The 12,725-nt window shown below is 66.5% G+C and carries 11 protein-coding genes; 9 read left to right on the top strand and 2 right to left on the bottom strand.

Annotation, left to right across the window (positions count from 1 at the left end):
- Positions 1-14 precede the first annotated feature (14 nt).
- Positions 15-1,013, bottom strand: coding sequence for a serine hydrolase domain-containing protein (locus LZ585_RS13535; protein WP_234854055.1), 999 nt, complete (start codon positions 1,011-1,013; stop codon positions 15-17).
- Positions 1,014-1,136: 123 nt separating this feature from the next.
- Between LZ585_RS13535 and LZ585_RS13530 the strand changes: the two genes are divergently transcribed.
- The 5 genes from LZ585_RS13530 to LZ585_RS13510 all read left to right on the top strand — a co-directional run bounded on the left by LZ585_RS13530 (position 1,137) and on the right by LZ585_RS13510 (position 7,117).
- Positions 1,137-1,862, top strand: a complete 726-nt coding sequence (locus LZ585_RS13530; protein WP_234854054.1) for an SseB family protein — start codon at positions 1,137-1,139, stop codon at positions 1,860-1,862.
- Between the two features lie 49 nt (positions 1,863-1,911).
- Entirely contained in the window at positions 1,912-2,604 is a 693-nt protein-coding gene (locus LZ585_RS13525; RefSeq protein ID WP_234854053.1) for a CDP-alcohol phosphatidyltransferase family protein, read from the top strand.
- A gap of 11 nt (positions 2,605-2,615) precedes the next feature.
- Complete coding sequence (locus LZ585_RS13520) at positions 2,616-4,082, top strand: ABC transporter substrate-binding protein (RefSeq protein WP_234854052.1); 1,467 nt, start codon at positions 2,616-2,618, stop codon at positions 4,080-4,082.
- A gap of 1 nt (position 4,083) precedes the next feature.
- Positions 4,084-5,343, top strand: coding sequence for a DUF2254 domain-containing protein (locus tag LZ585_RS13515; protein ID WP_234854051.1), 1,260 nt, complete (start codon positions 4,084-4,086; stop codon positions 5,341-5,343).
- A 217-nt stretch (positions 5,344-5,560) separates the two neighbouring features.
- On the top strand, positions 5,561-7,117 hold the full coding sequence (locus tag LZ585_RS13510; protein ID WP_234854050.1) for a 2-isopropylmalate synthase: 1,557 nt from the start codon (positions 5,561-5,563) through the stop codon (positions 7,115-7,117).
- Positions 7,118-7,223: 106 nt separating this feature from the next.
- On the opposite strand, the gene LZ585_RS13505 is transcribed toward LZ585_RS13510, so the two are convergent.
- Positions 7,224-8,045 carry a glycosyltransferase gene (locus tag LZ585_RS13505; protein ID WP_234854049.1) on the bottom strand — a complete coding sequence of 274 codons (822 nt, stop codon included), beginning with the start codon at positions 8,043-8,045 and terminating at the stop codon, positions 7,224-7,226.
- A gap of 216 nt (positions 8,046-8,261) precedes the next feature.
- Here LZ585_RS13505 and LZ585_RS13500 point away from each other — a divergent pair, with 216 nt between their 5' ends.
- From LZ585_RS13500 to mrdA, 4 genes are read left to right on the top strand one after another with little or no spacing between them, the layout of a single operon-like run.
- Positions 8,262-9,296, top strand: a complete 1,035-nt coding sequence (locus tag LZ585_RS13500; protein ID WP_234854048.1) for a rod shape-determining protein — start codon at positions 8,262-8,264, stop codon at positions 9,294-9,296.
- 28 nt (positions 9,297-9,324) lie between these two features.
- Complete coding sequence (gene mreC / locus LZ585_RS13495) at positions 9,325-10,260, top strand: rod shape-determining protein MreC (RefSeq protein WP_234854047.1); 936 nt, start codon at positions 9,325-9,327, stop codon at positions 10,258-10,260.
- The gene (locus tag LZ585_RS13490; protein WP_234854046.1) at positions 10,257-10,787 is read left to right on the top strand and encodes a rod shape-determining protein MreD; all 531 of its coding nucleotides are present in this window, start codon (positions 10,257-10,259) and stop codon (positions 10,785-10,787) included. Before mreC ends, LZ585_RS13490 begins: the two co-directional genes overlap by 4 nt.
- Positions 10,784-12,724, top strand: coding sequence for a penicillin-binding protein 2 (gene mrdA / locus LZ585_RS13485; protein ID WP_234854045.1), 1,941 nt, complete (start codon positions 10,784-10,786; stop codon positions 12,722-12,724). The genes LZ585_RS13490 and mrdA overlap by 4 nt, the downstream gene beginning before the upstream one ends.
- Position 12,725 lies beyond the last annotated feature (1 nt).

Below are 12,725 nucleotides of genomic sequence, written 5' to 3'. Positions count from 1 at the left end.
TGCAAGCCCGCACCCTACAGCAACTGGATGATCCGGTCGGCCAGCATGTGCAGGTCGTTGCGGTATCCCGTGCGCGCCGATGGCTGGTCGGGGTCCGAGGTCATGGCGATGGCTACCGCAGGCTGGCGACCCGTCGCCGGAAAGACATAGATCATCTGCCCGCCATAGCCCCAGCCGTATCTTACCGGGCGCTCGCTGGCCTGTCCGATGAACCAGCCATAACCGTAGCCCTGGCCGGTAAAGATGGACGCGGTGCGCGTCTGCCAGCTTTGCTCGATCCACGCCTGGGGCACGACCTGCTGTCCGCCCGCGCGGCCCCCGTCCGCATACAGGGCGCCAAAGGCCAGCAGGGACCGCGTGCTCATCGCCATCTGGTTGCCGCCCAGGTAGATGCCCTGGGGGTCGCGCTCCCATCCTGTAATGGCAAAGCCCGGCACTGCATCCAGCCAGTCGCGCGCCAGCTCCAGCGTGGACCGGCCCGTTACCCGCGTCAGGATCGCCGACACCAGATGCGTGGAGGCCGTCGAATACTGCATCCGTCCGCCCGGATCCTGGGTAAAGGGCGCGGCCAAGGCGGCGCGCACCCAGTTGCGGCTGCTGACCCAGGCGCCATAATTTGCGCCCGACTGGCGTTCCAGCCCCGCCTGCATCGACAGCAGGTTGCCCAGCGTCACCGTGGCCAGTCGGGGGTCGGGATCGTCGGGCAGCTGGTCTTGCAGGATCGGCGCGATGGGCTGGCCGGGGCCTTCCAGATCGCCCCGGTCGATGGCGATGCCCGCAAGGGCCGAGATGATCGACTTTGACGCGGACTTGATGTTCGTGGGACTGTCCGGGGTAAAGCCGCCATAGCCGCGGGCGGCGATTTCCTGTCCGCCCCGCCAGATGGCGACGGCGCGCAGGTTTTCCAGCCGCGCGGCATCCTCCAGGACCGGCGCAAGGTCCGTCCGTGCCATGGCGGGCGCGGCAAGCAGCGGGGACAGGCTGGCTGTCAGCAAAAGGGTGCGTCGGTTCATAAGGGGTATATGTGCGCGCTGCGCGTCCATGCGGAATCACGCTTGCGTCAGCTTGGGCTTGTCGGGGCGCCGTCGCGCGATTAGGGCAGGGCCACGCCCGTTCACGCAGCATGAAGGCCCGCCATGACCGCGCTTGACGACCTTGCCCCGGTTCCCTTTCACGACGCCGATGCACCGCAGCGTGCGCGGATGCTGTCCCGGCTGGCCGACACCGAACTGGCCGTGGCCCTGGTGACCGAGCCTGCGGGCGACCGGGTGGACCTGCGGATCTTCCCGCTGGACGCCGGCCCCGTGGCGCTTGCCTGCGACGCCGAGGATCGGCTGGCCGGTTTTCTGGGCGGCCCCGTGGCTTATGCCGCGATGCCGGGGCGGGTGCTGGCGGGGCTGCTGAAATCCGAAGGCGCGGGGCTGCTGGTCAATCCGGGCCATCCGTCGGAAATGCTGCTGGACGCCGCGATGCTGGATTGGCTGACCAGTGCCCTTGCGGCCGCCCCCGAACCAACGGACGCCCGGCTGCGCCTGACCGCGCCCGCGCCCGCCGTTGTCGAAACCCTGGCCCAGCCCCTGGCCGAACGCCTGGCCGATATGCACGGGCTGATCGCGGGCGCCGCCCTGGCCGGGGCGGGGGACGGCCATGTCGTCCTGATCGCAGGCGCCGATCCCGCCCATCAGCCCGCCATCGCCAAGGCCCTGGCCGAGGCGTTGGCCTTCCTGCCGCCCCAGTCCGGGGGCGTCGATGTCAGCTTTACCGACGCCACCCTGCCCGCAGGGATCCTGCGCTTTGACCTGACGCCGCCCGAGGAGCCCGAGCCTGCGCCGCGTCCCAAAGGCCCGCCAATCCTGCGCTGATCGTCCAAGCACGGTTGCGTGATCGCCGCCAAGCTGCCAAAACCCCGTCATGAAGTCGCAGCACAAAGCCCTGTCCGTCCACCTGCTGACCGCCACGGGCGCGGTCCTGTCGATGCTGGCCATGCTGGCCGCGGTCGAGGGGAAATGGTCCCTGATGTTCCTGTGGCTGGTCGTGGCCCTGGTGGTCGATGGCATCGATGGTCCGCTGGCGCGTCGATACGACGTCAAGATCCATTCGCCCAATTACGACGGCGTCTTGATGGATCTGATCATCGACTATCTGACCTATGCGTTCATTCCGGCCTATGCTTTGTTCAAGTCAGGCCTGCTGTCTGGCTGGACCGGCTGGTTCGCAATCATCGCCATCATCTATGGCAGCGTGATCTATTGGGCCGACAGCCGCATGAAGACCAAGGACAATTCCTTTTCCGGCTTTCCGGGCTGCTGGAACATGGTGGTGCTGGTCCTGTTCGCGACCGATCCGCACTGGACGGTGATCCTGCTGATCGTTGTCGCGCTGACAGTGGGAATGTTCCTGCCCATCAAGTTCATCCACCCGGTCCGCACCGAACGCTGGCGGGCCATTTCCCTGCCCGTGGCGGTGCTGTGGTGCGTCTTTGCCGCGCGCGCGGCATGGGTCGATTTCCACCCCGACAGCTGGGCCAACTGGGGGCTGGTCGTGACCTCGCTTTGGCTGCTGCTGGCCGGTCCCGCGCAGCAACTGATGCCGAAACGTGCCTGAAGGGAACGCCCGTGATCCATGCCGCAAGATCCTTGGCCGCTCTGATCGCGCTGGCGCTGCCGGCCGCCGCGCAGGATGCGATCACCCTGGGAATGGTGCTGGAACCCCCCAACCTGGATCCGACCGGCGGGGCGGCGGCGGCGACGGACGAGGTGGTCTATGCCAATCTCTTCGAGGGCCTGACCCGCTTTGGACCGAACGGCACCGTTGAGCCTGCCTTGGCCGAACGCTGGGATGTTCAGGAAGACGGCCGCGTGTATGTCTTTCACCTGCATGACGGCGTAAGTTTTCACGACGGCGCAACGTTTGACGCCAGCGACGTGGTGTTCACGCTGGACCGCGCGCGGGCGGCGGATTCGACCAATGCCCAGAAGGTGCTGTTTGAGGGAATTGAAACCGTCGAGGCCGTGGACCCCCTGACCGTCCGCGTCACGCTGACGGGGCCGGACGGCAATTTCCCCTTCAAGATGGCCTGGGGCGATGCGGTTATGCTGGATCCGGCCAGCGCCGCCGGTCTTGCCACAGCGCCCATAGGCACCGGGCCGTTCCGCCTTGACCAATGGGTGCAGGGCGACCGGATCGTGCTGTCTGCCTTCGACGGCTATTGGGGCGACAAGCCCGCGCTGCGCACCGCGTCCTTCCGCTTCATCCCCGATCCCACGGCCGCCTTCGCGGCGATGATGGCGGGCGATGTGGATGCCTTTCCGAACTTCCCCGCGCCCGAGACGCTGCCGCAGTTGCAGGCCGACCCCCGGTTCCAGGTGATCGTCGGCACGACCGAGGGCGAGACGATCCTGGCCATGAACAACGCCCGCGCGCCCCTGGACAACATCCGGGTGCGCCAGGCCATTGCCCGCGCAATCAACCGCCCCGACATCATCAACGGGGCGATGTTCGGTTACGGCACCCCCATCGGCAGCCATTTCGCGCCGCACCACCCGGATTACGTCGATCTGACCGGGCTGTCTGCCCATGATCCCGAAAAGGCCAAGGCCCTGCTGGCCGAGGCTGCCGCCGGTCCCATCACCCTGCGCCTGGCCCTGCCGCCCACCCCTTATGCCCGGCGCGGCGGAGAGATCGTGCAGGCGCAACTGGCTGCCGTGGGCATCCAGACCCAGATCACCAACATGGAATGGGCGCAGTGGCTGGAAACCGTCTTCAAGGGCGGCGATTTCGACCTGACCGTCATCAGCCATACCGAACCCCTGGACATCGATATCTATGCCCGACCCGACTACTACTTCCATTACGCCAAGCCCGAATTCGTGGCGCTGATGGACCAGTTGCAAGCGGCAGTCACGCCCCAGCAGCGCAGCGACCTGTACCAGCAGGCACAGGAGATGATCGCGGGCGATTACGTCAACGCCTTCCTGTTCCAGCTTGCCAAGACCGGCGTGGCCGATGCCCGGATCCAGGGCCTGTGGGAAAACGCCCCCACGCAGGCCAACGACCTGACGCGGGTGCGGTGGACCCCATAGCATGTCGCGGCTGCGGTGGATCCTGTCGCGGCTGCGCCGGACATTGTGGATCCGCGTCTCGCTCTATGCGGTGCTGGGCTTTTTCGCCGCCATTGCCGCCACGCTGGCGGCGTTCTTGCCCTGGCCGCTGCCCATCGACATCAGCGCCGAGGCCATCGACAGCCTGCTGAACGTCATCGCCTCGTCCATGCTGGCGGTCACGACCTTCTCGGTCATGGCGTTGACGGGGGCCTATGGCTCGGCCACGTCGAACGCGACCCCCCGCGCGACGCGCCTGCTGACCGAGGACGAATTCATCCAGTCGGTGCTGGCGACATTCATCGGGTCGTTCCTGTTCAGCATCGTGGGACTGGTGACGCTGCGGGTCAGCGTCTATGGCCCGCAGGGCAGGGCGCTGTTGTTCGTGGTGACGGTTCTAGTCATCATCCTGATCGTGCTGGCGCTGCTGCGCTGGATCCACCAGTTGACCAAGCTGGGCCGGGTGGGCGACACCATCGACCGGCTTGAGGACGCGACCCGCAAGTCCATGCAGGCGCGGCTGGACCTGCCTTTCCTGGGTGGGCATCCGCTGCCCGACGACGCGCCGATTGCGCCCGCGATCCTGTCGGACAAGGTGGGCTATGTCGAATTCATCGACACCGCAGCCCTGTCGAAGCTGTGCGACGACCGCGATTTGCGGCTGGACATCCGGGTTCTGCCCGGCACCTTCCTTTACCATGGCACCCCCCTGGCCGTGATCCAAGGCCAGCCCCTTGCCGAGGATCTGGCCGCCGATATCCGCCGCGCCTTCACGATTTCCAGGGCGCGATCCTTTGACCAGGATCCGCGCTTTGGCATCATCACCCTGTCCGAGGTCGCGCTGCGCGCCCTGTCCCTGGCCGTGAACGACCCCGGCACCGCCATCGACGTAATCGGCCGGCAGGTGCGCCTGCTGACGCTGTGGTCCGAAGGCTGGCACAAGGCGGAACTGCACAAGGCCGACTATCCCCGCCTGCGCGTCCCGCCGCTGCGCCATGATGACCTTTACGACGACGCCTTCCGCCTGATCGCACGGGACGCGGCGGGCCAGATCGACGTGCTGACCCGCGTCATCAAGGCCCTGGACGCCCTGGCCCGCATCGGCCCCGACGGTGCGCGCCAGGCCGCCGCGGCGCAATGGCGCATCGCTTGCGCGCGCGGGATGGAGTGCCTGCCCGCACCGGACCGGGACCGGCTGCGGCGACTGATCGACGATCTGGACATGGGCCAGGGCGCGGCATGATTTCCGCTTTTCATTTGCCCCCTCACGCGGCATAGTCCGCGCCATGACCCGGATGCTGGACATTCCCGCCGCCCCGACCGCGCCCTTTGGCGCGCGCGTGGTCGTGAACCTCCGCGGTCTGCTGCTTCTTACGCTGCGCTGAGCGGGTCTCCGGGCCGCCGCTCAGCCAGGAAGTGCCCGGTCATCCCGTGACAGACCCCGCAAGAAAGCAGAACCCATGACCGACAAGAACCGCGTCGTCATCTTCGACACCACGCTCCGCGACGGCGAACAGTCGCCCGGCGCCACCATGTCCCACGAGGAAAAGCTGGAAATCGCCCAGATGCTGGACGAGATGGGCGTGGACATCATCGAGGCGGGCTTCCCCATCGCCTCGGAAGGCGATTTCGCCGCTGTCAGCGAGATCGCGAAGCAGTCCAGGAATGCCGTCATCTGCGGCCTGGCCCGCGCGCAACTGCCCGATATCGACCGCTGCTGGGAGGCCGTGCGTCACGCCCGCCGCCCGCGCATCCACACCTTCATCGGCACCTCGCCCCTGCACCGGGCCATTCCGAACCTGGACATGGACCAGATGGCCGAACGGATCGAGCAGACCGTGACGCACGCCCGCAACCTGTGCGACAACGTGCAATGGTCGCCCATGGACGCCACGCGCACCGAACACGATTACCTGTGCCGCGTGGTGGAAATCGCCATCAAGGCGGGCGCCACCACGATCAACATCCCCGACACGGTGGGCTATACTGCGCCCCGCGAATCGGCCGACCTGATCCGAATGCTGCTGGAACGCGTGCCGGGCGCTGATGACGTGATCTTCGCCACCCATTGTCACAACGACCTAGGCATGGCGACCGCCAACAGCCTGGCCGCGGTCGAGGCGGGTGCGCGCCAGATCGAATGCACCATCAACGGCCTTGGCGAACGCGCGGGAAATACCGCGCTGGAGGAGGTCGTGATGGCGCTGAAGGTGCGCCACGACATCATGCCCTTTACCACAGGCATCGACACGACGAAGATCATCGGCATTTCCCGCCGCGTGGCCCAGGTCAGCGGTTTCCCGGTCCAGTTCAACAAGGCCATTGTCGGCAAGAACGCGTTCCTGCACGAATCCGGCATCCACCAGGACGGCGTGCTGAAGAATGTCGAAACCTTCGAGATCATGCGCCCGGCCGATATCGGCCTGAATGAAACCAACATCGCCATGGGCAAGCATTCCGGCCGCGCGGCCCTGCGCGCCAAGCTGTCCGACCTGGGATACGATGTTGGCGACAACCAGTTGAAGGACATCTTCGTGCGGTTCAAGGCGCTCGCCGACCGCAAGAAAGAGGTTTACGACGAGGATATCGTGGCCCTGGTCCAGGATGCCTCGGCCAATACCGGCGACGATTTCCTGCAAGTGAAACATCTGCGTGTTGTCTGCGGCAGCGACGGGCAGTCCGCCGACCTGACGATGATCGTGGATGGCACGGAACAGACCGTCCACGCCACCGGCGACGGCCCGGTCGATGCCTGCTTCAACGCAGTCAAGCAGATCTTTCCGCACAGCGCTACGCTGAAGCTGTATCAGGTCCATGCCGTGACCGAGGGAACGGACGCGCAGGCAACCGTATCCGTGCGGATGGAGGAGGAGGGCCGCATCGTGAACGGCCAGGCCTCTGACACCGATACGATCCTGGCATCGGTGAAAGCCTATGTCGGCGCGCTGAACCACCTGATCGTGCGGCGCACGCGGGCAGGGCGCGACGGCAAGGAAATCAGCATGTATTCGCACTGATCGCGAGGGGGCGGGACAAGGAAGCCCGCTCCTTGCGCAGGTCTGCCTTTCCCGAAGGGGGCGACCTTGCTAGGTGCTTTGAGGCCGTCCTGTCGGGTTGCTGGCCTCAGGCCATGGTGCGGGCCAATTGCCCCCATTCGATCCCTGTGAGGAACGGAAAATCCGTCTCCACTGCCTCGCGGAACTCCTCGGGCAGAAGCGGCTCGTATCCCCAGGGGATGCCCGGGAATCCGCGCCGGGCGGAATCGGCATCGTCCCAGCGGGTGACGAAATGGCCCGCGATCCCCGGATCGGTGATCGACAGCATCCGCCGGGGCAGGTCGAAATGGTTGTGGGCAAAGATGGATTGGCCCGGATCCTCGAACCGGACCGCCAGGGCCGCGCCGGTGAAAGGGCGCCAGGTTTTCCAGAAGCTGGGCGGGGCACCCGCATAGCACATCGCGCTGATGCCGCGCGGAAAGCTGACGGCGCAGGCGGGCAGGCCCCCTGCGCCGCCTTCGATCCGGCGCAGGGCGGCGACAAAGCCGGGCGATACCGCATCGTCGTCGTCCAGCCGGAATTGCAGCGCCGGGCGGCCGGTATCCGCAGCCGACCGCATCAGGATCGGGCGCAGCACGGCGCCCAGTTCGGTTTCCCGGGTCACGACCAGTTCCGCCTGGGGGACCTTGGCGCAAAGCGCCCTCAGCCGGTCCAGCCAGGAAGGCGGCAACCGGGCCGACGTGACCACCAGGAAACGGAAATCCCGGTCGGTCTGCGCCGCGATCGATGCCAGGCAAATCCGTTCCAGCGTCAGGAACCGCCGCGCTATGCGATCGGACCCGAACAGCCATTCCGCCTGTTCGTCCAGCAACCTTGGATCATGCGCATCGGGGCCGCGCATCCCCACCCAATCCCCCCGGCCAAGGAACGCGAACCGGCAAATGCCCATAATCTGGCTTGTCGTCAAAGGCTTGATCCTTGGTCCCGGCAGAGCCGGCCGGGATGTGCTGCCCCGACGGTTGTGAAAGGATCGGGGCTTTCGTGGCGGGGTCAACCCTTTTATACGAGGCATCGCAGTCAGGCTGGCGATTCCGGCCGGCGGCGATGCTCATGGGGCGACAGAAACGGGCTAAGGCCGGAAAAACCGGCGCGAAAGGATACGGGCATGGCATTCGGCGGGTTGTTTTCGACCGACATCGCAATCGACCTGGGGACGGCGAACACGCTGATCTATGTCAAGGGCAAAGGCATCATCCTGAACGAGCCCTCGGTCGTGGCCTATCACGTCAAGGACGGCAAGCGGCAGGTCCTGGCGGTGGGCGAGGATGCGAAACTGATGCTGGGCCGCACGCCGGGTTCCATCGAGGCGATCCGGCCCATGCGCGAAGGCGTCATCGCCGACTTCGACAGCGCCGAGCAGATGATCAAGCATTTCATCAAGAAGGTGTTCAAGCGCACGTCCTTTTCCAAGCCCAAGGTCATCGTCTGCGTTCCCCACGGCGCGACCCCTGTTGAAAAGCGCGCCATCCGCCAGTCGGTCCTGTCGGCCGGCGCGCGTCGCGCGGGATTGATTGCCGAACCCATCGCCGCCGCCATTGGCGCGGGGATGCCTATCACCGAACCCACTGGGTCCATGGTCGTCGATATCGGCGGCGGCACGACCGAGGTGGCGGTCCTGTCGCTGGGCGATGTGGTTTATGCCCGGTCCGTCCGCATCGGCGGGGATCGCATGGACGAGGCGATCATCAACTATCTTCGCCGCAACCAGAATATGCTGATCGGCGAATCCACAGCCGAGCGCGTCAAGACCAGCATTGGCACGGCGCGGATGCCCGACGACGGGCGCGGCGCCACCATCATGGTGCGCGGCCGCGACCTGCTGAACGGCATTCCCAAGGAAATCGAGATCAGCCAGGCCATGGTCGCCGAGGCCCTGGCCGAACCCATGCAGGCCATCTGCGAGGCCGTGATGGTCGCCCTGGAAGCGACGCCTCCGGACCTTGCCGCCGACATCGTGGACCGCGGCGTGATCCTGACCGGCGGCGGGGCGATGCTGGGCGATCTGGATCTGGCGCTGCGCGAGCAGACCGGCCTGTCGATCACCTTGGCCGACCAGCCGATGAACTGCGTGGCGCTTGGCACCGGCAAGGCGCTTGAATACGAAAAGCAGCTGCGCCACGTCATCGACTACGACAGCTGAGCGGCGCGGCCGGGCAGGGGTCGCCTGAATGGCACGCAAGGGTCCAGACTTCACCACACCGGTGCGGCGCGTGCTGATCGCGCTGATGACCCTTGTGCTGGTCGCGCTGTTCCTGTTCTGGCGCATCGACAGTCCCCGGGCCGAGGCGATGCGCATCGCCATCGTCGACCGGGTGGTGCCGGGTTTCGGCTGGGCCATGGCCCCCGTGACGAAAGCCAGCCAGATGATCGGCGGGTTCCAGTCCTATGCCCGGATCTATGAACAGAACCAGGAACTGCGCCGCGAATTGCAGAAGATGCAGGCCTGGAAGGAAGCCGCCGTCCAGCTGGAACAGGAAAATTCCAAGCTGATGGCGCTGAACAATGTCCGCATCGACCCGGCCCTGACCAGTGTCACGGGCAGGGTGATGGTGGACAGCGGGTCGGCCTTTCGGCAGTCGGTCCTGCTGAACGTGGGCACGGATGACGGCATCGTCGAAGGCTGGGCCACGATGGACGGGCTGGGGCTGGTTGGCCGGATTTCCGGCGTGGGCAAGCGGACCAGCCGCGTGGTGCTGCTGACCGACCCGTCGTCGCGCATTCCGGTATCTGTCCAGCCTTCGGGTGAAAAGGCGCTGCTGACCGGGGACAACACGCCGTTGCCGTTCCTGGATTTCATCGAGATGCCGGACAATGTGCGCCCCGGCGACCGGGTCGTCACCTCGGGCGACGGGGGCGTGTTCCCGCCGGGGCTGCTGGCAGGGCAGGCGGTCCAGGGCAGCGACGGGCGGATCCGGCTGCGGCTGGCCGCCGATTACGGACGGCTGGAATTCCTGCGCGTGCTGCGGTCCCATCCGGCTGAAACCGTGGTCGACAGCGGCGCGGTGATCGCGCCCGGCGACCGGGGCCTGATCGGCCCGCAGATGCCCGCCTCGCCGGTCGAGGCGGCGGTGGCCTCGGATCCTTTGGCGACGGGCACCGAATGATGAACCGGCAGATGCTGATCGGCACGGTCCTGTTCTGCGCGGCCATGGCGGTGCTGCTGTTCCTGCGGCTGCTGCCCTTGTCGGCGGGGGCGACCCGCTGGCCGGGCGCGGATCTGGAACTGTGCCTTGTGCTGGCCTGGGTGCTGCGCCGCCCCGACCAGTTGGCCGCACCGGTGATCGCCCTGGTCTTTGTCCTCCAGGGCATCATCCTGTTCCAGCCCCTTGGCCTTTGGGCCGCCATCGTCTTGGCCGGATCCGAGGCTGCACGCTTGCGTGAAGCCCGTTGGCGCGATGCGCCATTCATGGTTGAATGGCTGCGCACAGCCATCCTGATGGGCATGATGATGCTGGCTTATCGTATCATACAGGTGCTGTTCATGATGCCGGTTCCGGCCCTGGGTCAGGTGATCCTGCATTTCATTGCCACGGTCGCCGCCTATCCGCTGGTCGTCCTGGCCGCGCGGATCGTGTTCGGGCTGCGCCGCACCACACCCGCCTTGGCCGAGCAGATGAGGTTCGCCCGATGACCAGAACGCCGCGCCAGACGGGCGAAACAGGTGGGGGCATCGGCCGCCGGGGGCTGTTGCTGGGGGGCATCCAGCTGGGCGTGGTGACGACGCTGGCCTTGAAGCTGCGCTCGATGCAGGTCGAGCAGGCCGAGCAATACCGGATGCTGGCCGACGGCAATTCCATCAAGATCCGCCTGCTGGTGCCCGCGCGCGGCCTGATCCATGACCGCAACGGCATCGTCATCGCGGGCAACGAGCAGAATTACCGTGTCACCCTGACCCGAGAGGAAGCAGGCGGCGATGTGGAACCCGTCCTGCGCCGGCTGGCCCGGCTGATCCCCATCAGCGACGACCGCATGGCCGAGCTTCTGGAAGAATTTTCCAAGCGCAGCGCGGTCACGCCCATCGTCCTGGCGGACCGGCTGACCTGGGAGCAGTTCGGTTCCATCGCCGTCAACGCGCCTTCTCTGGCCGGAATCACACCGGAATCGGGCCTGTCGCGCGTTTATCCCCGCGCGGGCGACATGGCCCATGTACTGGGCTATGTCGGGCCTGTGTCCGATTACGACCTGTCCAAGATCGAAGACCCCGATCCCGTCCTGATGCTGCCCGAGTTCCAGTTGGGCAAGGTCGGCTTCGAGGCCCGGCTGGAGGATCACCTGCGCGGCAAAGCCGGTCAGCGCCGGGTCGAGGTGAACAGCGCCGGCCGCGAGATGCGCCAGCTGTCGCGCCAGGAGGGCGATCAGGGCGCCACCGTCCAGATGTCCCTGGACGCGCGGTTGCAGAATTATGCCGCCCAACGCTTGGGGCAGGAAAGCGCGGCTGCCGTCGTGATCGACGTGCAGACGGGTGACATCCTGACGATCTGTTCGTCGCCCAGTTTCGATCCCAACAAGTTCGTGCGGGGAATCTCGTCGCCCGATTACAAGGCGCTGATGAACCACGACCACCGTCCCCTAGCCGACAAGACGGTGCAGGGCGTTTATCCGCCGGGATCGACCTTCAAGATGGTCACGCTGCTGGCAGGGCTAGAATCGGGCGTGATCAATGCCGGAACGCGCTTTTACTGCCCCGGCCATACCGAGGTCGGCGGGCGGCGCTTTCATTGCTGGCGCCGGGGCGGTCATGGCAGCGTCGATGCGGTGACCAGCCTGTCGCACAGTTGCGACGTTTATTATTACGAACTGGCCCAAAAGGTCGGCATCGACCGGATCGCCGCCATGGCCCGCAGGCTGGGGCTGGGCCAGCGCCACGATTTGCCCATGTCCGCCGTGGCCGAAGGCATCGCGCCGGACCGGGCCTGGAAACAGGCGCGATATGGCCAGACCTGGCAGGTGGGCGACAGCCTGAACGCCTCGATCGGCCAGGGCTATGTCCTGGCCTCGCCGCTGCAACTGGCGGTGATGACCGCGCGCATCGCGACAGGGCGCGAGGTTCGGCCCCGGCTGGTGCGCGCTATCGACGGGGTGGCGCAGCCGGTCCCCGATTTTCCGGACCTGGGGTTGGATCCGGGGTTCCTGCGCATCGCGCGGATGGGAATGGACGCGGTGATGAATTCCGAAAGCGGCACCGCCCGGCGGATGCGCATCACCCGCGAGGACTGGCGCATGGCGGGCAAGACCGGCACCAGCCAGGTTCGCAACATCACTGCCGCCGAACGCGCGCGCGGGGTGGTGTCGAACGACCAACTGCCTTGGAATCGGCGCGACCACGCGCTGTTCGTCTGTTACGCGCCGTTCGACGCGCCGCGCTATGCGGCGTCGGTGGTTGTCGAACATGGCGGCGGCGGATCGGCGGTGGCCGCGCCGGTCGCGCGCGACATCATGCTGTTCGCCCTGGCGGACGGGTTGCCGCCGCTGGACGCCGTGCCCGGCGATCAGCGCGATGCGATGGAAGAACGCCACAACGCCATGCACCTGTTCACGCCGGATGCGCCCCGGCTGACGCGGGCCTGAT

Origin of the sequence: Paracoccus everestensis, from assembly GCF_021491915.1 — a bacterium.
GTDB lineage: Bacteria > Pseudomonadota > Alphaproteobacteria > Rhodobacterales > Rhodobacteraceae > Paracoccus > Paracoccus everestensis.
Note: the sequence above shows the minus strand (reverse complement) of the source record. Positions and strands in the feature narration are given on the sequence as shown.